We start from the raw sequence: 20,455 nt of genomic DNA, 5'->3' as shown, positions 1-20,455 counted from the left end.
ATGGAAGATTTTGATAACAGAAGAAATTTTTTGAAAAAAAGTGTCACCCTGTCAACACTTGCCGCCGGTACCCTGATATTCGGCGGTATTGACAGACTGTGGGGCCAGACCAACACCATTCCTGCGGCCCTTCCAGATCTTGTGGCCGTGAAGGACGGCGAACCCGGTCCCATGTTTGATGCCGCCATAGCAAAGTTTGGTGGGATGGGCCACTTTGTGAATCCCGGTGATACCGTTGTGATAAAACCCAACATCGGGTGGGACCGGGAACCCGATTCCGGGGCCAACACCCATCCCGGGCTGGTAAAGCGCATAGTATCCCATTGTCTTGATGCCGGGGCAAAAAAAGTCTATGTTTTTGATCATGCCGTGGACAGTGGCCCCAAATGTTATGAAAACAGCGGCATAGAATTTGCCGTGAAATCTGCCAAGGGCATCATGGTACCGGCCACCCATGAAAAATATTATCAGTCTGTGGACATCTCCCAAGGGAAAAAGCTTAGATCCACCAAGGTCCATGAACTGATTCTCTCATCGGATATCTATATCAATGTACCGGTGTTGAAGCACCACGGCTCATCGGGGCTAAGCCTTGCCATGAAGAACCAGATGGGGGTGGTGTGGAACCGGGGGATTTACCATTTTAAAGGGCTGCACCAGTGCATCGCCGATTTCTGCCATGTTAGAAAGCCGGATTTGAATGTTATGGACGGGTATCGCATCACCCTTCGTAACGGTCCCAGCCGGGCAGGCAAAGACGATGTGGTGGTGCGCAAGACCCTGTTACTTTCAACGGATATTGTGGCCATTGATGCCGCTGCCACCCGGATGTTCGGAAAAGATCCCCGGGAGATCAACCATATCCTCTACGCGGAGGAAGCCGGTCTTGGCACCATGGATCTTGCAAAATTAAACATTCAAAAAATTGCATTAAAGGGATAAGATTTTCCATCAGTCATCATTGGTGAGGCAAAGGGATCAGCACTTATCGTTCTCAATGGTTGGGAGGAACCGGTGAAAGTTAAAAAAGGCGCTGTTCGAGCGCTGGCTGCAGGCATCTTGATGATCCTGTTTCTTGTATTTTTTCTGGATTTTTATCCGCCCCTCACCGATTTTCTGGGGCAGGCCATGGCATGGATTCAATTTTTCCCGGCCCTGATCATTGCCATTTCAGGCAGCCACAGGGGTGTGATGGCGTTTCTGCTGCTGGTGCTGCTCTGTCTTGTGTTTGGTCGAATCTACTGTGCCGTTCTCTGTCCCCTGGGGATTTTTCAGGATGCCGTGATTTTTCTTTCCCGACGTCGGGGAAAACCGCAACCCAGGGGAAAAATGGTAAAAGATCGATCCAGACCCCGGGCTAAAAATGATCACGGTGATAATCCAAATCATTCTATGACACCAAAGCCTTCTGACATCAGCCCATTATCGGGAAACTCCGGTGTCTGTGCTTTTTTGTGGTACGCCATCCTGACGTTCACCACAACGCTTCTTCTGTCCGGCTCTCTTTTTTTCGTTAACCTTCTGGACCCTTTTTCTGTTTTTGGACGATTTTTGAGTCAGTTGGCCCTGCCAGTGGGGGCCACCATAAATAATTTGATGGTAAGCCTTGCCGAATCGGTTGGGCAATATGTTTTTTTTCCTGTAAATCTCCGGCCGGTGCTGTGGCCGGTGTTCTGGATCACCTATGGGTGGTTTGTCCTGGTGATTTTCATCTCCTTTTACCATGGCAGGCGCTACTGCAATTCCCTTTGTCCGGTGGGGGCGTTTTTCAGCCTGCTTTCCAGGCATTCCCTGTTTGGATTTGTCATTGACAGGCAAAAATGCACCACCTGCGGAAAATGCCAGCGCATGTGCAGAAGCCACTGCATGGACCCTGCCACGGGAAAGATTGACAATGCCCGGTGCGTATCGTGTTTTGACTGTGTGGATGTGTGCCCGGAACATGCCATCACATATACAATTATTTCTGAAAAGTTCAAAGCCGGAAATGAAAGATGGCAGAAAGATTTGTCTCCATCTGTGGAAAAGAGAAAATTCATTTTAACGGGCGTGTCCCTCTGCGGTGGTGTGCTGGCAACGGCATTGCCATTAAGACCATTGCTGGCACGCATGGCCCTGGTGGGAACGGTTGCCCATGATCCCATCACCCCGCCTGGCTCCCTGGGCATTGATCATTTTTCCCATACCTGTCTGGCCTGCCATGCCTGTGTTAATGCATGTCCTGAAAATGTCCTCATGCCCGGTGTCGATGAATATGGCCTGACAGGGGCACTTCAACCACGCCTTGACTTTTTCGTAAGCAGGTGCGCTTATAGTTGTAATGCCTGTACCCTGGTGTGTCCCTCCGGGGCTATTTTATCCCTGTCCCTTGAAGAAAAACAGCGCACCCGCATCGGAAGTGTTCATTTTGAAAGGGATAAATGCCTGGTGTATACCCAGAAAAGAGATTGTGGTGCATGCGCCGAGGTGTGCCCCACCCATGCCGTTCACACGGTCCTGGAAAACAATATTCACCATCCCCGGATCAGGTCGGATGCCTGCATCGGGTGCGGGGCCTGTCAGCTGGTATGCCCCGTCACACCCAAGGCCATTTATGTGGTGGCAACGAGGGTGCACGAGACGGCCGGGCCACCGTTTTTTCAACAGGACCCGCCAGCTGCTCCCACAGGTGTAATGGGTTCCGATGCGGATTTTCCCTTTTGAAGTACCCTTGTGCAGATCTGTGCTGAATTGCACATGGCGTATGCCTGATCCCACCAGTACTCAGAGCGGAGAATCCACTGCCCTTGTTGTGATGAAACGCGGTTTATGTTATTGTCTTTTCGTATAGGGGCGCAATATAAAGGCAAGATCCAATAAAAATGACATCCCTTTACATCGCCCCACCCACCGGATACATGCAAGTAGAAAAAACGCTGTTATCGTCTGATAAACTAGCTATGAACTCACGGAAGGAATTGCCATGAAATTTTCAAACTACGATACCGAGGGCTTTTATGATGAGTTGTTCGATGAAAAAAATCTTCCCCGCCCCGGTGCAAAACTGCTCATTGACAAGATTGAGTCGCTGCCGGCAAATGACCTGATACATAAACAACGTTCCGCTGAAACGGCCCTGCTCCAGTTGGGCAATACCTTTGCCGTGTACGGCAGTGAGGAGGGAACTGAAAAAATACTTCCCTTTGACGTCATCCCCAGGATCATTGATAACAAAGACTGGCGAGAGATTGAGCTGGGACTGCAGCAGCGCATCTATGCCATGAACAAATTTATCCATGACATTTACCATGACCGTAAAATTTTAAAGGACAAGGTGGTCCCGGAAGATCTCATCATGACCTGTGCCGCCTACCGGAAGCAATGCGAGGGCTTGAATCCCCCGAAATCCATCTGGTGCCATGTCACGGGAACGGATCTTATCCGGGATAATGATGGGCGCTTTTATGTCCTGGAAGACAACATGCGCTGTCCATCGGGGGTTTCCTATGTGCTGGAGAACCGCCAGGTGTTAAAACGTACCTTTCCCCATGTGTTTGCCGATTCCGGGGTTCGACCGGTGGATGAGTACCCCAACAAGCTTCTGGCTACCCTGGAAAACCTGGCTCCGGAAAGTATTGCAGAACCCAAGATCGGGGTACTCACCCCGGGCATGTATAATTCTGCCTATTTTGAGCATTCATTTCTGGCCCAGCAGATGGGTGTGGAGCTGGTGGAGGGCCAGGATCTGGTGGTGTCTGATGGATTTGTCTATATGCGCACCACAAAGGGCCTCCAGAGAATTGATGTGATCTACCGTCGACTGGATGATGATTTTATGGATCCCAAAGCCTTCCGGGCCGATTCCATGCTGGGGGTTCCCGGCATCATGGACGTCTATCGTTCAGGACGGGTGGCCATGGCCAATGCCCCTGGCACCGGTATTGCCGATGACAAGGCCGTATATGCCTATGTGCCTAAAATTATAAAATATTATCTGGATGAGGATGCCATTTTACCCAATGTCCCCACCTTCATCTGCCGAGAGGACAAGGCAAGGAACCATGTCCTTGAAAATCTCGATAAACTGGTGGTGAAAGCCGCCAATGAATCCGGTGGTTACGGCATGATGATCGGCCCCCATGCCAGCAAGGAGGAGCGGGAGAAATTTGCACTGCTCATCCAGAAAAATCCCCGCAACTATATTGCCCAGCCCACCATTTCCCTCTCCCGGGTGCCCACCATTGTGGGGGATCATTTTGAAGGACGACATGTGGATCTAAGGCCTTATATCCTCTATGGAGAGGAAATTTACGTAATGCCCGGCGGACTGACCAGGGTGGCATTAAAAAAAGGATCCCTGGTGGTGAATTCCTCCCAGGGCGGCGGTACTAAAGATACATGGGTAACGGACCGCAGCGGAGAAGGGGATCACAAACAGTCTCTGTCAGAGCAGCCAGGTTTAAGTTCCCAATCACAATCCCAGACCTCAATTTCCGGTGACACCACAGGAGGTACCCATGCTTAGTCGCGTTGCAAGTTCTGTTTACTGGATGACAAGATACATTGAAAGGGCCGAAAACATTGCCAGGTTTATCACGGTGAACCTGAATCTGACTCTGGATTTCCCCGCCGAAGCCACCCGGCAGTGGCAGCCCATTGTCATGGCCACCGGGGATCACCTGTTGTTTGAAAAAAAATATGGAAATGATTATTCGGGAAAAAATGTGATCCATTTCCTTGCCCTGGATCAGGCGTATGGCAATTCCATTATTTCATCTTTGAGGGCGGCAAGGGAAAACGCCCGATCGGTTAGGGAGATCATCTCCTCTGAAATGTGGGAGCAGGTCAATCGCTATTACCTTGAACTTAAAGAGGCCAGCACCACGGATTATGCCAGCCGCAATCCCCATAAATTTTTCAAGATCATCACCATGCGTGGCCATATGTTCACCGGTCTTTTGTACTCCACCATGTCCCATGGGGAGGCCTTTCAGTTTGCCCTCACCGGGCTTTTGCTGGAGCGGGCGGACAAGACGTCCCGAATTCTGGATGTGAAATATTTCATGCTGCTGCCCCGGGCCGGGGAGGTCAATACCCCCTATGATTCCATTCAGTGGGCGGCTGTGTTGAAATCTGCCAGTGCCCTGGAGATGTACCGCAAGCGCTTCCACCGCATCATTCCGAAACAGGTGTGTGATTTTCTGATTTTTGACAGTGAATTTCCACGCTCCATCCGCTATTGTCTCAAAAAGGGGGAGCAGGCATTGCATAAGATTTCCGGAACCCCGGTGGGAACGGTGTCCAACCTGGCGGAAAAAAGCCTGGGACGGCTCTGTGCAGACCTGGATTACTCCGACATTGACGAAACCATTGCCATGGGTATGCACGAGTATCTGGATGATCTGCAGATCAAGGTCAACACCGTGGGCAGCCATATCCATGATGCTTTTTTTAAGATGACCTCCACCTCCGGTAATGGCGGGGCTTCCCAGTAATTCATTTTCATGCTTCATTGTGTCGGCAGACCGACATGACCGTTATATGGAAAGGTAGCCTTCAAGCCTACCTCAGCAGAGCCCCTCCCCCGATGGGCAATAGGAACCGGACAATCGAGCTGTCTACAGTTCCGGTCCGGGACCATTGCTCATCGGGGGAGGGGCGGCATAATGCCATTTTCAATATTCGTTGTGTCCGTCAGGACATGGCCGTTATATGGAAAAACAAGTTTAAACATGGAGACACATTTATGGCCATTAAAGTGGCGCTGTATCATAAAACTGATTATGCCTATGACCGGAAAATTCAACTGGGACCCCAGGTGGTACGGCTGCGACCGGCCCCCCATTGCCGTACCCCCATTTTGAGTTATTCCCAGACCATCGAACCTGCCGATCATTTCATCAACTGGCAGCAGGACCCCTTCAGCAATTACCTTTCCCGGTTGAATTTCCAGGAAAAGACTGATCATTTTTCCATTGAAGTGGATCTGGTGGCGGAGATGATCATCATCAATCCCTTTGATTTTTTCCTGGAACCCCATGCGGAACAATGTCCCTTTAGCTATAAACCAGAGCTTGCCAAGGATCTGAAACCCTTTCTGGAGGTGGAGCCCCCGGGGAAAAAATTAAAAGCGTACCTGGCATCCATTGACCGCAGCAAGATGGATACCAATAATTTTCTGGTCATGATCAACCAGGGCCTGGAAAAATTGATCAGTTACAACATCCGCATGGAGCCAAACGTCCAGAGCTGTGAAGAGACCCTGACCAAGTTGAGCGGTTCCTGCCGGGATTCAGCCTGGCTCCTGGTGCAGATCCTTCGGCACATGGGGCTTGCGGCCCGGTTTGTTTCCGGGTATCTCATTCAGCTGGCACCGGACGTGAAATCCTTGGAAGGACCCTCGGGACCGGAGCAGGATTTTACAGATCTCCATGCCTGGACCGAAGTCTATCTGCCCGGAGCTGGATGGATAGGCCTTGATGCCACATCGGGTCTTCTCACCGGAGAGGGCCATATTCCCCTTGCCTGCACCCCGGACCCCCGAAGTGCAGCCCCGGTTACCGGTGCCCTTGAAAAATGCGAGGTGGCGTTCAGCCACACCATGAAGGTCACCCGTATACACGAAGATCCCCGTTCCACAAAACCCTATCCCCATGAGATCTGGACAGAAATTGAAACCCTGGGGCACCGGGTGGATGAAGAGATCCGGCAGGAAAACATCACCCTGACCATGGGCGGAGAACCCACCTTTGTGTCGGTGAAGGACATGGAAGGCGATGAGTGGAACACAGGGGCCGTGGGGCCCACCAAAAAGCCCCTGTCCGTGGCCCTTCTCAAACGGTTGCGTTCCCAATGGGCACCGGGCAGCCTGCTCCACTTTGGCCAGGGCAAGTGGTATCCCGGTGAATCACTTCCCCGGTGGGCCTTGAGCTGCCTGTGGAGAAAGGATGGAAAGCCGGTGTGGCGGGACGATGCCCTGCTTGCCGATGAAGAAAAGGACTATGGGTTCGGCCCGGATCAGGCCCGGAAACTCATGGACACCATTGCCGGGGTGCTGGGGGTCAACACAAAATATGTCATGCCCGCCTACGAGGATATTTTCCACTGGTTGTGGAAGGAGCAACGCCTGCCCGTCAATGTGAAACCCACGGACCCGAAACTTAAAAATGCCGAGGACCGTGCCCGTATGGCCATGGTGTTTGAAAAAGGTGTTGGCGATATAACCGGTTTTGTTCTGCCCCTGCAGAAGGGGTCCTGGAAGAGCGGACCCTGGCATCTTAAAAATGACACCCTTTTTCTTATTCCCGGCGACTCCCCCATGGGGCTGCGTCTGCCCCTGGATTCTCTGCCCTGGGTGACGGAAAAAGAGTATCCCCATGTGGTGGAAGAGGATCCCATGGGAAAAAGGCAGCCCCTGCCGGACCCCTTGACCTCCGAGGCAGATAAAGAAAAAATTAAGACCTTGCTGGAAGAACGTAAGTCCCAGACCCACCTTGAAGGAAAACCCGAAGAGGAAACAAGGGCAGACGTGGTGCCCCAGCCCCGGCCTTTTGCCGACCCCAAACCCGCCGTGGGAGAGTCCGCGGCCTGGATTATCCGAACGGCCCTTTGCATCCAGCCCCGGGGGGGACGGCTTTATGCGTTCATGCCCCCCATGGAGCGGGCCGTGGATTATTTTGAGCTTATCACCGCCATTGAAGATGCCGCCGCCATCACAAAGATGCCGGTGATCATAGAGGGATATACGCCACCCTTTGACCATCGCTTCAACCGGTTCAGCATCACCCCGGACCCCGGGGTCATGGAGGTCAATATTCATCCGGCCCACAGCTGGAAGGAGATGGTGGAGACCACCACGTCACTCTACGAAGAGGCCCGGCAGACGGGGCTTGGAACGGAAAAATTCATGCTGGACGGCCGTCACAGCGGCACCGGGGGCGGCAATCATATCATCATGGGCGGTGCCACCCCCGCCGAGAGTCCTTGGCTCAAACGCCCGGATCTGTTAAGAAGTTTTCTCACCTACTGGAACAATCATCCCAGCCTTTCCTATCTTTTTTCCGGACTGTTCATGGGACCCACCAGCCAGGCCCCCCGCATTGACGAGGCCCGGCATGATACCCTGTATGAACTGGAGATTGCCTTTGATGAGCTGAAAAATCAGACCGGTAATTTCGATCTGCCCTGTCCTCCTTGGCTGGTGGATCGGCTATTCAGGCATCTGCTCACCGACCTCACCGGTAACACCCACCGGGCCGAGTTCTGCATTGACAAGCTGTACTCCCCGGACAGTGCCACCGGACGTCTGGGCCTGGTGGAGTTTCGCTCCTTTGAAATGCCCCCCCATGCCCAGATGAGCCTGGCCCAGCAACTGCTGCTTCGTATTTTCATGGTGAAATTCTGGAAAAAACCCTATGAAGAAAAGCTGGTTCATTGGGGCACCACCCTGCACGACCGGTTCATGCTGCCCTTTTACGTATGGCAGGATTTCCGGGATGTGCTTGAGGCACTTACCCGGGACGGGTACCCCATGACACCCGCCCATTTCCATCCCCATTTTGAGTTCCGTTTTCCCTTTGTGGGTCATGTGACCCATGCCGGTGTGGAGATGGAATTGAGGGTGGCCATGGAACCCTGGCATGTGCTGGGTGAAGAGCCCGGTGGTGGCGGAACGGCCCGGTACGTGGATTCTTCTTTGGAAAAAATGCAGGTGCTGGTGAAAAACATGACCGATTCCCGGCACATGGTGCTGTGCAATGGCCGTCCATTGCCCCTGCAGCCCACGGGTACCCGGGGAGAATTTGTGGCAGGCGTCCGGTACCGGGCCTGGCAGCCCCCGTCGTGCCTGCATCCCACCATCGGGAGCCATGCCCCGCTGGTCTTTGATCTGGTGGATACCTGGAGTAAACGCTCGGTTGGGGGGTGCACTTACCATGTGGCCCACCCCGGTGGCAGAAGCTATGAGGTGTTTCCCGTTAACTCCTATGAGGCTGAGGGGCGTCGGGTTTCACGCTTTTTCAGTTTTGGCCACACCCCGGGGCACCTGGATCAGATACCAACGAAATCCGTGAACAAGTCGTTTCCTCATACCCTTGATCTGCGAACACGACCGCAAAGCTAAATATTCGGCGCTGGCCAAACATTTTCATTGGCAACCCGAATATTGACGAGAAAAGATAGCTTGCGCAGGTTTTCTTTCTCTGGTAAGACTTTCGTTTCCTGTTTTGGCATCCTTTATTTCTGGCTTTGTACTTTTCGGATAAACATTCCCGATCTTGGGGATTTGCATTCAAAAAAGTGTAAGGTCCTTTTGAGAGTATATGAAGGATGCCTCTGATTTAAGGGGCGCTTTTTTTGCCTATTATTTAACCATGGTACACCCAAGTTATCATCATGACATCAGATTTACCCACTTCTTTGGAAAATCCTCCCCGGCAAAATGCTGTTCTTTTTCAGCAGCAGAGCAGCGGCATGCTGCCCAATACCGCCATGCAAGGCGATTCCTCCACGCTTGATCCCGTATTTCCCAGGGCTTTTTTATTTCCCGAAACCTGCAGCGGAATTGTGGCCTCGGACGGCACACCCCATCCCCACTGGCAGGGGGTCTTTACCTATTTGAACAGCCTTGGCAGCCGTGAACTGGAACGCCGCTGGCAAAAGGCCCGTCAGATCATGCACGAACACGGAGTGGCCTATAATGTGTTCAATGATGATCAAGGGCAGGAGCGGCCTTGGGAACTTGACCCCATACCCCTTCCCATTGCGGCCCAGGCATGGCCGGATCTGGAAAAGGGGGTGGCCCAGAGAACCCGGCTTCTGGCTGCCATACATGCCGATATTTATGGTTCCCAGACCTTGATTCATCAACACCATCTGCCGCCGGAACTTTTCTTTGCCAATCCGAAATTTCTTCGCCAGTGCCATGGTATTTACCGGGAGGATGCCCCGGCCTTTCACTTCCATGCAACGGATCTGTGCCGGTTTTCCGACGGGGTGTGGCGGGTGGTTGCTCATCGGACCCAGTCGCCTTCGGGTGCGGGGTATGCCCTTGAAAACCGTATTATTCTTTCCCGGATTCTGCCCCGGATGTTTCATTCTGGCAAGGTCATGCGCCTTGCCCCTTTTTTTAAATCATTCAACCATGCCCTCATGGAGATCTCCGGCCTGAAAAAACGGGAGCCAAGCATTGTCATGCTCTCCCCGGGGCCTTCCTGTCCCACCTATTTTGAGCATGTCTTTCTCTCCCGGTACATGGGCTTTACCCTGGTGGAAAGCAGTGACCTCACCGTGCGAAATGATGCGGTGTTTTTAAAAACCCTTAAGGGTCTGCATCCGGTGGATGTTATTTTAAGGCGTCTCCAGGATACGGCCTGTGATCCCCTGGTTTTCGGGAATGCATCACTCACCGGTATTCCAGGACTTGTACAGGCTGTTCGATCAGGAAATGTGGCTGTGGCCAATCCCATTGGCAGTGGTGTCCTGGAAACACCTGCCCTGGTGCCATTCCTGCCGGGCCTGTGCCGCCTGCTTCTGGGGGAATCATTGTTGCTTGAGGACGTGCCCACGGTGTGGTGCGGTCAAAGAAATGTTCTTAATACCGTCCTTTCCCGGATATCAGACCCTGCGCATCCCATGATCATTTCTTCGGCCTTTGCATCCCCGGAGATTGGCGTGGAAGATACCCGGGCAATGTCCCCTGAAAAAATTGCGACTCTTACGGCAAAAATAAAAGCCATGCCCCATGCCTATGTGGCCCGGGAACCCATGACCCCCTGCACCCTTCCGGTGTGGGAGAAGGGCAATCTTATAAATGCAAGTGCCACTATGCGGCTGTTTTCCACCCTGGTCACCCATGGAAGCGCCCCTTCCACTGAAACGGTTTTATCTGTGGAGGATGCTGTCTTTGTGATGCCAGGGGCACTGACCCTTGTATCCCGGGATGCCGGGGGGATTGTGAATTATGGCATTGCTCCCCAGGGCGGAAGCAAGGATACCTGGTGCTTCACCGACGACGTTGTGGAGCATAAGTCCATGATGACACACTTCATAGAACCCCTGGAGATCCACAGGGGAAGTGATCTGCCAAGCCGGGTGGCGGATAATATGCTGTGGCTGGGCCGTTATGTGGAGCGCACTGAGGGTATGCTCCGGGTGATTCGAAGTGTGCTGACGAGATTAAACAGTGAAACCCGCCTGGATATCATGGAAGAATTTCCCTTTCTGCTGCGGGCCATGGCTGCTCTGGAGATCATAGCACCCAACTTTTCTCCCCCCGGTGACACCTACTCCATGCAGATCATAGAAGCGGAAATTCTGGCCTGTCTGTTTGATGCCAAGCGTCCCGGCAGCATTATCAGCTCTCTTTTAAATGTCAAACGGGTGGCCGCAAGTGTCCGGGACAGACTCTCCATTGATTCCTGGCATATTCTGGGACGCATGGAAAAGGAGATGGCCCAGTTTTCTCCCCACCGTCACAGTCGTATCAGTGAAGCCCAGGAGTTGGTCAACGAGATGATTCTCACCATGTCCGCCTTTGCCGGTCTTGCCCTGGAAAGCATGACCCGGGCCATGGGCTGGCGGTTCATGGATATGGGGCGACGTCTGGAACGATCCGGATATATGATTTCTCTGTTACAGAGCCTTTTTGCATCGGACCGGGAACCCATTAACCAGGAGCTGGAAGCCCTGCTGGAGGTGGCGGACAGCACCATCACCTATCACACCCGGTATCGCACCATCCTCCAGGTGGAACCCATTGTGGATCTTCTTTTGCTTGATGAATTGAATCCCCGGGCTGTGGGCTTTCAGATGGCGGCCCTGTTTGACCATGTGGAAACCCTGCCCGGCAGTGAGGTAAGAGCCTTTAAAACCAAAGAAGAGAAGATTACGCTGGATCTGACCACCCAGCTGCGGCTCACCGATATCCGGGAACTCATGGAAAAAACCCAGGAGGGTAAGCTGGGCCGGCTCACCCAGCTGCTTGATCATATGGACAAGGGTATTATCTCCCTTGCCAACCACATCACACAGCATTATCTAAGCCGTATTGAAACGGAAAAACAGCTGGGGAATTTTGGAAACCCCACGGTTTTGAAAAATGAATTTTCCCAGGCCGGAGTTCCCTATGCAGTATAATATATCTCATATCACCCGGTACAGCCACGGCGATGTGGCCTCTTTATCCCACAATGAGCTTTTTCTGACTCCCCGCCAGACACCCACCCAGAACTGTGTGAAAACCACCATCACCCTTCTACCTGCCCCGTCCACCTTTTCCCAGCGGGTGGATTTTTTCGGCAACACCGCCACCACCACCACCATCCAGGGGGGGCATAATGCCCTGGAAATAACTGCCAGAAGTCAGGTGATCCTTACCCCGGCAGCCCCCATAAACCCGGAGCAGACCCCGGCCTGGGACCAGGTGAAGGAGATGGTGTGGCAGCATGCCGTCCCCGAAACCCTGGAGGCCTTTCAATTTGTGTTTGCCTCTCCCATGATACCGGTGCATGAGAAATTTGCCGCATGGGCCCGGGATCTTTTTCAGCCGGGGACGCCCATTCTAAAGGCAGCTCTGGCATTGACGGATAGAATTTTTACCCAGTTTAAATATGATCCCGGTGCCACCACCACCACCACATCGGTGGATGCGGCCTTTGACATGAAACGGGGGGTGTGCCAGGATTTTGCCCACATTGAAATCGCCTGCCTGCGTTCCCTGGGGCTTTGCGCCCGTTATGTCAGCGGTTATCTTCATACCTTGCCGCCTCCGGGCAAGGAAAAGCTTGTGGGGGCAGATGCCTCCCATGCCTGGCTTTCCATCTTCATTCCGGGCATGGGCTGGGTGGATCTGGACCCCACAAATAATGTCATACCAACGGATCAGCATCTGACCCTGGCATGGGGACGGGATTACAGTGATGTCACCCCGGTGAAGGGAACAGTGTTGGGGGGGGGAGAGCATCGGTTGAGTGTTTCTGTGGATGTGGCTGCTGTGTAGGTGCAGATGTCGTCAGGAAGAAATGTGTCTGGCCCCTCCCCAAAGTAGCTCATGTTGTCACAAAGCCCCTTATTTCCATGACAACCTTGCGCAGTCCTTGCTGTCAAGAGCGTTCAGATAGGTTTTTAAAGCTTTGATACCTGTCAGTTGCTGTTTTGTCCTGGGCAGGCACAGGTGGGAAGGGCCTTTAAAAGACAGGGGTAGGGTGGGGGCTGTTGTGGTATCGTCGGTCCGGTTCCAGATGATGCCGGAAAGAGAGATCCCCGCGGTTTCAAGGTTTCTGTATATCCGTTCCGTTTCAGACAGCGCCAGGGGATTGGGGTTGAGGACCACCGTTATGGAGACCTGTTCCTGATCCTGAAATTGTTTTTCCAGTGCCTGGTAATTTGCCTTCATATCATTTATTTTTTTTAAAATCTTATCCCGTTCATAGGTTTTTCCAGCAAGTTTCACCCGGTTGACGATCTCCTTTTTTCGGTTGATTTCTTCCCTAAGGGATTGGAGCTGGCTCATCCACCGATGGGAAAGGGCGGGCAGGTTGAAAAATTTCACGGACAGGGCTGTGGGAGGCATGTCAAAGATGATAAGATCCATATGATCCCAGGTCTTTAATGTCTCTTCAAAGGCCATGATCAGGGCATGTTCTTCAAGGCCGGGGGAGAATTTCAGGATATCAAAATGTTTTTCCAGATTAAAGGCAGTGAGATAGGAATAGTTTTTTTTAAGAGAGTGCTGTGTCTCTTTTAGAAATATCTGAATCATGCGCTCCTGGTCAATTTCTCCAGCAAACAGGCCTGGGCTGACCTCCTTTGGGGTATGATTCAGCGGTGTTTCAAAAATATCTGACAGGTTATGGGCAGCATCCATGGAAACCACCAGGACTTTTTTGCCCGTCATGGCGGCACCAAGGCCTGCCAATGCAGACACAGTGGATTTCCCGGTGCCCCCCTTTCCCATGTAAAAAACGATGTCAGGTTGTTTCATCTGTGATCCTTTGGCTTGTGTGTGGTGCGTGTCTGGAATCATTGCCTGCCAGTGCATTTCAGTTATGCGGGGCGTATTACGAGACATCAAAAATGGAGAAAAGGTGGGAAAGGGGTTCATTGGCCGTGTCAATTTTTTTCATCATGAGCATCATTTCCCTTTCCATAAGAGGTAAGAGTTCAAGGGAGATCTGCATGGGAGGAGAGGGAATACCCACAAAGGCTCCCTGGACCAGCAGGGCAAATATGTGTTCCAACTCTTCCAGTTCCGGTTCCAGGGCCTCCACGGCCTTGTCCCTTGCCACGGTGTCGGCCGTTTTCCACAAGGTGACCAGATGGGCTTTTACCTTGTCGGCGATGGATTTGATGCTTTTTTCAGGTGTGTGTTTATCTGGCTCTGAAGATCCGTTTGTCAAAGTCGATTCTCCTGTGGGAGGGGTAATAGTAGTAAACGGCATAGAGCGCCATGAGAAGCGTGGCGGAGACATAAAATTTTTGAAGTTCCAGAATAAGGGCCGCTATTCCGAGATAGGGTGTTACCATGGCACTTATGAGCAGTTGTTTCTGGAATTTAAAAAAAGAGGCCGTGCTCACCTTGTTTGCCTGGGCCGCCTTTCTGGCAAACAGCGTTCGCAACAGCAGGGGGAGGGCCAGGGCAGTTATGGTGGCGGTCATGAAAAGGAGGGGTGAAAAGTACATGGGCACTGTCACCAGATGAGGCAGGGGGATGGAAAATCCTTGATCAAGAATGCCCATGATTCCCACACACAACACCACGGGGGCCAGGGCTGCAAGATATATTTTTTTTAATGAATCGGTCACAGCGCTCACTATTAAAACACGGTCTGGTTTAAAAGGGGGAACCCGAAAGTTATGAAATACAATAAAAATTCGGGCTTGGTCACAGCATGGGCCACCTTGGGGTGGGGTCAGGCTTGTATTATTGGCATTATCGGTGCTTTTGGCCTTTGCACAGTCTGTGGTCGATAACGCCAATAGCACAAGCCTGACCCCGTTGGTCTACCAAATGTGACGGGTGGCAGATCTTGTGATCAAGTCCTGCACAGCCAATACTGGTCGCCAGTTCTTAGTGGAACGTATTATTAAAATTCCCACTGAATTTTGCAACCCTTTTTCTAAATATTATTCCGGGTCAAGTACGTAAAGTACTTTTAAAAAAATCTATCTTTTGACGGAATAAGAATGATATGCTTTATCTTAAAAAAGGGGCTTAATTAATACTTTCGCCAATTATATTTTTAATCAGTTTACCAGCCATAGGATTTGCTTTTTAAATCATAAATGCACAATATACAGGGCCTTGTGATCCTGATAATAAACACATTCTAAAAATTGGCGAAGCTATTGTTAATGACATCTGGGTTTATATGACAAGGTAGCCTTCAAGTTTACCTCAGCAAAACCGCCCCTCGACGGGCAATAGGAACCGGCCAATTGGGCCGTCTACGGTTCCGGGCCGGGCCCATTGCCCGTCGGGGGGGCGGCGGCATGGTCGCATTTTCAATATTCGTTGTGGCAGGTGGTTACTGCCATGTATGTTTTATATGAAACGCCGTACAACAGACTGGAATCGTAGGGGGTTCATTTTTCGTTGTGGCTGGTATCTACAGCCATGTGGGTTATATAAAATGGGGGATGATGATTTTATGCAAATTCTTGAAAAATTTGTCAATTTCGTTGACAGCCTGAGTGATAAAATAGGGCATCTTGTGGGCTGGATGACAACTCTGATGGTCCTTACCGTGTTTTATGATACGGTGATGAGATATACCTTCAATAAAGGAAATGTTGCGCTCCAGGAATTGGAATGGCATCTTTTTGCCATTGTCTTTTTAATCGGCGCTGCATATACCCTGAAAGAAGATGGGCATGTCCGTGTGGATATCCTCTATGTGGGGCTGTCGAAAAAAACCAAAGCCTGGATTGATTTTTTAGGGATTTTTGTTTTTTTGATCCCCTTTTCTATTATGGTCATCATCGCCACCAAGGGCTTTATCATGAATTCCTGGGCAATCCGCGAAATTTCACCCGACCCGGGAGGGCTGCCGGCACGGTATATTTTAAAAACAATGATTCCTTTGGGATTTTTCCTTCTCATTGTGCAGGGATTATCCCAAGCCGCTAAAAATTTTATGATCATCAGGGGATACAAACGACAGGGGGATAAAGCTTAATGGAATTTATCACTGAGTTTTTACCGCTGATCATGTTTGCCGTTGTTTTTGCGTTGTTGCTTTTGGGATTTCCAGTTGCCTTCACCATTGGCGGCGTTGCCATGATGTTCGGTCTTTACGGATTTGGCCCGGGTTTTTTTGATCTATTGCCCTTGAGAATCTGGGGGACCATGGAAAACTTTTCCCTCATGGCTGTCCCCTTGTTTATTTACATGGGGGTCATGCTGGAAAAGTCCGGCCTGGCTGAAGAATTACTGGAAGCGATGGCCCTTGTTTTCGGCAGACTCAGGGGGGGACTTGCGATTTCTGTTGTTTTTGTCGGCGCACTCATGGGGGCATCCACCGGCATTGTCGGGGCCACAGTTGTGACCATGGGACTTCTTTCCGTGCCCACCATGCTTCGAGGCGGCTACAATAAGAGCCTGACCACAGGAACGGTTGCGGCCTCCGGAACACTGGGGCAGATCATTCCCCCCAGTATTGTCCTTGTTCTCCTGGGGGAAATCATGAATGTTTCGGTGGGGGATCTGTTTCTTGCGGCCATTATTCCGGGATTAATCCTTGTGGGTCTTTATATGCTGTATATATTGATTATCGCCCAGGTAAAACCGGAATGGGCACCCCCCATTGATCAGGAAATACTTGATCAGATGACACGAAAAGAACTTCTGGGAAAAGTTTTCAAGGCCCTTATTCCGCCCCTGGCATTGATGATTTCTGTGCTGGGTTCCATTTTTGCAGGTATCGCTTCCCCCACGGAGGCAGCATCTGTGGGTGCGGTGGGCGCAACGATTTTAACGGCCATGCACGGGAGATTCAGTTACCAGATTGTAAAAGATGTGATGAATACAACCACCAAACTGACCTGTATGGTCTTTATTATCCTGGTGGGGGCCTCCACCCTGGGTCTTGTTTTCAGGGGACTTGGCGGGGACAGGCTGCTCCGAGAGCTGATCTTAAGCCTTCCCTTTGGAAAATGGGGAATTCTTTTTATAGTCATGTCCATCATCTTCATTGCTGGATTCTTTCTGGATTTCATTGAGATTACCTTTATTCATGTACCGGTTCTGGCACCGATCATGATTCACCTGGGGGTTGACCCCATATGGTTGGCAATACTTATTGCGGTAAATCTCCAGACCTCTTTTCTGACACCGCCATTCGGGTTTTCACTCTTTTATTTAAAAGGGGTCACCCCGCCTGAAATTTTAACCATGGATATTTACAGAGGCATTATTCCCTTTGTGATTATTCAGATTATCGGACTTTTAATTATCTGCCTGTTTCCCGAAACGGTTACCTGGCTGCCCAAAGTTCTTTCATAGTTAAAATTACAAAAGGGGCCGGAAAATATTTTCGGCCCCTTTTATTTGTCAATACCTTCGCCAAATTAAAAACATGGTTGTAAATATAAAAATATCAATACCCAATGTTGCGCTTTGAGTTCAGCAAAATCACCATATATATGGCGTTGGTTGGATCGGCGTAAAATTGGCGAAGGTATTAATTGTATAGATCCTATTTTAAATTCCTTTCAACTCCTGGTAAGGTTCTTCTGATAATTTGTTCCAGCCATAAATATTTTTCTGGAATGCAAGAAAGGCATCATACACCTTCTTGAACATGGGATCAGAAGCGGCAACTTCCTCCAGTACTTCCTGGGATAGTTTTCTTAGCTCTTTAATAACCGGTTTGGGGAATTCCTTGAGCTGAACCTTGTGGACATCGACCAGCTCCCTTAACGCGGCATTATTTTTTGCTTCAAATTCAGATAACATCCATATGTTGCTCTTGTAGGTGGCCGCATTCACAATGGCTTTCAGATCATCTGGCAATGTGTTCCAGGCATCCTTATTCACCATCAATTCAAAAGCTGTTCCAAACTCATGCCATCCCGGATAATAATAATATTTTGCGGCTTTGTAAAAGCCCAGTTTCAGATCATGAAAGGGTCCCACCCATTCGGTTGCATCAATGACCCCCCTCTCAAGGTTGGTATAGATATCTCCGCCAGCCATGAGAATCGCGCTTCCACCTGCTTTGGCCAGGACCTTGCCTCCCAGGCCCGGGATTCTCATTTTAAGGCCTTTAAAGTCTTCCATGGAGTTGATCTCTTTATTGAACCAGCCGCCCATCTGCACACCGGTATTTCCAGCAAGGAATGGTTTTAGATTGAATTTATCATAAACTTCTTCCCAAAGTTCCATGCCTCCGCCGGATAAAATCCAGGCATTGATGGACTGGGCATTGAATCCAAAAGGAACCGCAGCAAAAAATTGAGCCGCAGGCACTTTCCCTGCCCAGTAATAAGATGCCGCATGCCCCATTTGAACCGTTCCCTGGCTGACGGCATCAAATGAACCCATTGCCGGCACAAGTTCACCACCGGCATACACATCGATTTTCAATCTTCCGGCGCTCATTTCCTCTACCCATTGGGCGATTTTATCCGCACTTTCCCCCAGCATGGGGAAGTGGGGTGGCCAGGTGGTAACCATTTTCCATCTATAGGTTTTCTCCTTTGCCAATGCTGGAACCGCACTGGCGGCAATACCTGCACCAACAGCGGCGGCCCCAGCCCCCACATTTTTGATGAATTCACGTCTGTTGTTTTTTTTCATGCGGTATCTCCTTTTTCAGTTTAATGTTACTCATATATTACTACAAGTACAGGGAAGAACATCTTGATAACACTGGATGGATTACTTTAAGGATGAAAAGCGCAATAGTGTAAGCTTGAACCCTTCACATATCAATCAAGGCTGAAAGCTGAGGTGCATTAAAATTTGGGCATTCTTCATATGCCCTTAAAAATAGGTTGCACTTTTTAAAAACGACCTTCGACAAAAGGTGGGCTTGGTCGCAACCTGGGCCACTTTCGGGTGGGGTCAGCAATTGTGACGGGTTGACCATGCTGTGACCAAGCCCAAAAAAGGGCATGCACCAGGAGAAAGTGTAAAATATAAATGAAGAATGCCAAAATGTGTTGATTTTAAATGGTGAAGAATATTAATTTACTAAATATGTTTTAGGCAAAACCTTTTAGCAAGTCAAGCGATAATCCTTAAAAACTTGGCTTATGTTGTATTTTGGGGTCTTCGTCTAAGTAGGCCTGGGGAAAAAGGCATCAACTGTTTATTGGCGGGACGACAGGAACAGCCCTGAAAAAATAAGTAGTCCTCCTGTCATGTGAAAAGCAAAAAGACGTTCATCTAAAAAAAAACAGGCAATGACAGAGGTAAAGACGGGGATCAGATACATGAAGACAGACGCTGTTTCGGAACCAACGATTTTAACCCCGTAGTTCCAGAATATATAAGATAAAATAGAAGGGAAAATTCCCAGATACACAAACATCCAGACAATGGCGGCATTGACCTCAAATTTGCTGTAAAAAAAATACTCACATAGATAAAACGGCAGGATGCACAGGGTGCCAAAAATGATGGTCATGGTTAAAAAAGAAACAGAAGATATGGGGATTGTTCTTCTTTTTAACAGCACGGAATAAAGTGCCCATGATGTAATGGAGAGCAGAATTAAGAGATCTCCCGGGTTAAACTCAAATCCTGCCAGTCTGGCCAATGATCCTTTGGAGATGATAACTATTAGCCCGGCAAGGGAGATAAGTATACCAATTGACTGGGTCAATTGGGGTTTCTGGCGGTTAATGAGCCAGGCAAACCCCAGGGTAATGGCCGGCATGGCTGCAACCACCATGGCAATATTGGTGGCTGTTGTATATTGGGCGCCCAGGTAGAGCACTGAATTGTAAATCGCCACACTGGGGATAGATAAGAGAAATAGAAATCTCCAATTTTCCCGGATGGGCGTTCTATCTTTTTTAAGTTGTTTGAATGCAAAGGGAAAGATAAAAATAAGGGCTGTGATCCACCTGAAAAAAGACAGAGCCATGGGAGGAACCTGGTCGATCACCCCCTTGGCAACCACTGTATTGATGGCCCAGAACAGCACAGCGAAGCCAAGCCCCAAAAAAGCCCAAATAGCCTTACCATTAGTGGATGATCTTTTTTCCATTTTTCTCCGTATAGATCTCTGGGGCTTGTTTGTAAAACGCTTCATTGGTCATAATAGATGCGATAAAGGGGCGCTGGTCAGACAGTAATATTACCAAGGCGAATATTGACATATTAGAGCATGAATTTTTAACATGTTCTATGCTTTTGTCAACAGACTGTGTTAAATAACGATAAAACAAAATAACCGTGTCAATAAATCAAGACAGACTTCACCCCAAAGTGGTCCATGTTGTTACCGAGCCCTCAAAATATTATTATTCA

The 20,455-nt window shown here is 50.1% G+C and carries 14 protein-coding genes; 9 read left to right on the top strand and 5 right to left on the bottom strand.

Going from position 1 to position 20,455, the window contains the following annotated elements:
* The 7 genes from ACYQ2M_RS06330 to ACYQ2M_RS06300 all read left to right on the top strand — a co-directional run bounded on the left by ACYQ2M_RS06330 (position 1) and on the right by ACYQ2M_RS06300 (position 12,976).
* Positions 1-942 (top strand): DUF362 domain-containing protein, encoded by a 942-nt coding sequence (locus tag ACYQ2M_RS06330; protein ID WP_459915482.1) that lies wholly within the window; start codon positions 1-3, stop codon positions 940-942.
* 72 nt (positions 943-1,014) lie between these two features.
* Positions 1,015-2,703 (top strand): 4Fe-4S dicluster domain-containing protein, encoded by a 1,689-nt coding sequence (locus tag ACYQ2M_RS06325; protein ID WP_459915481.1) that lies wholly within the window; start codon positions 1,015-1,017, stop codon positions 2,701-2,703.
* A gap of 259 nt (positions 2,704-2,962) precedes the next feature.
* On the top strand, positions 2,963-4,504 hold the full coding sequence (locus ACYQ2M_RS06320) for a circularly permuted type 2 ATP-grasp protein (protein WP_459915480.1): 1,542 nt from the start codon (positions 2,963-2,965) through the stop codon (positions 4,502-4,504).
* Positions 4,497-5,474, top strand: coding sequence for an alpha-E domain-containing protein (locus ACYQ2M_RS06315; RefSeq protein ID WP_459915479.1), 978 nt, complete (start codon positions 4,497-4,499; stop codon positions 5,472-5,474). The genes ACYQ2M_RS06320 and ACYQ2M_RS06315 overlap by 8 nt, the downstream gene beginning before the upstream one ends.
* Positions 5,475-5,725: 251 nt before the next feature.
* Entirely contained in the window at positions 5,726-9,100 is a 3,375-nt protein-coding gene (locus tag ACYQ2M_RS06310; protein ID WP_459915478.1) for a transglutaminase family protein, read from the top strand.
* Between the two features lie 272 nt (positions 9,101-9,372).
* The gene (locus ACYQ2M_RS06305; protein ID WP_459915477.1) at positions 9,373-12,114 is read left to right on the top strand and encodes a circularly permuted type 2 ATP-grasp protein; all 2,742 of its coding nucleotides are present in this window, start codon (positions 9,373-9,375) and stop codon (positions 12,112-12,114) included.
* Positions 12,104-12,976 carry a transglutaminase family protein gene (locus tag ACYQ2M_RS06300; protein ID WP_459915476.1) on the top strand — a complete coding sequence of 291 codons (873 nt, stop codon included), beginning with the start codon at positions 12,104-12,106 and terminating at the stop codon, positions 12,974-12,976. Before ACYQ2M_RS06305 ends, ACYQ2M_RS06300 begins: the two co-directional genes overlap by 11 nt.
* A gap of 69 nt (positions 12,977-13,045) precedes the next feature.
* On the opposite strand, the gene ACYQ2M_RS06295 is transcribed toward ACYQ2M_RS06300, so the two are convergent.
* From ACYQ2M_RS06295 to ACYQ2M_RS06285, 3 genes are all read right to left on the bottom strand, one after another.
* Entirely contained in the window at positions 13,046-13,960 is a 915-nt protein-coding gene (locus tag ACYQ2M_RS06295) for an ArsA family ATPase (RefSeq protein ID WP_459915475.1), read from the bottom strand.
* A 76-nt stretch (positions 13,961-14,036) separates the two neighbouring features.
* A complete protein-coding gene (locus tag ACYQ2M_RS06290) occupies positions 14,037-14,375 on the bottom strand; it encodes a DUF7990 family protein (protein WP_459915474.1) in 339 nt (112 codons plus the stop codon).
* Positions 14,347-14,781: a hypothetical protein gene (locus ACYQ2M_RS06285; RefSeq protein WP_459915473.1), complete on the bottom strand. Its 435-nt coding sequence runs from the start codon at positions 14,779-14,781 to the stop codon at positions 14,347-14,349. Before ACYQ2M_RS06285 ends, ACYQ2M_RS06290 begins: the two co-directional genes overlap by 29 nt.
* Before the next feature lie 845 nt (positions 14,782-15,626).
* On the opposite strand from ACYQ2M_RS06285, the gene ACYQ2M_RS06280 reads away from it, so the two are divergent.
* Both ACYQ2M_RS06280 and ACYQ2M_RS06275 read left to right on the top strand, forming a co-directional pair.
* The gene (locus ACYQ2M_RS06280; protein ID WP_459915472.1) at positions 15,627-16,154 is read left to right on the top strand and encodes a TRAP transporter small permease subunit; all 528 of its coding nucleotides are present in this window, start codon (positions 15,627-15,629) and stop codon (positions 16,152-16,154) included.
* Positions 16,154-17,479: a TRAP transporter large permease gene (locus ACYQ2M_RS06275; RefSeq protein ID WP_459915471.1), complete on the top strand. Its 1,326-nt coding sequence runs from the start codon at positions 16,154-16,156 to the stop codon at positions 17,477-17,479. The genes ACYQ2M_RS06280 and ACYQ2M_RS06275 overlap by 1 nt, the downstream gene beginning before the upstream one ends.
* Positions 17,480-17,677: 198 nt before the next feature.
* On the opposite strand, the gene ACYQ2M_RS06270 is transcribed toward ACYQ2M_RS06275, so the two are convergent.
* A complete protein-coding gene (locus tag ACYQ2M_RS06270; protein WP_459915470.1) occupies positions 17,678-18,775 on the bottom strand; it encodes a TRAP transporter substrate-binding protein in 1,098 nt (365 codons plus the stop codon).
* Positions 18,776-19,289: 514 nt separating this feature from the next.
* On the bottom strand, positions 19,290-20,192 hold the full coding sequence (locus ACYQ2M_RS06265) for a DMT family transporter (RefSeq protein ID WP_459915469.1): 903 nt from the start codon (positions 20,190-20,192) through the stop codon (positions 19,290-19,292).
* Positions 20,193-20,455 lie beyond the last annotated feature (263 nt).

Source organism: Desulfocicer niacini (assembly GCF_054657595.1).
Note: the sequence above shows the minus strand (reverse complement) of the source record. Positions and strands in the feature narration are given on the sequence as shown.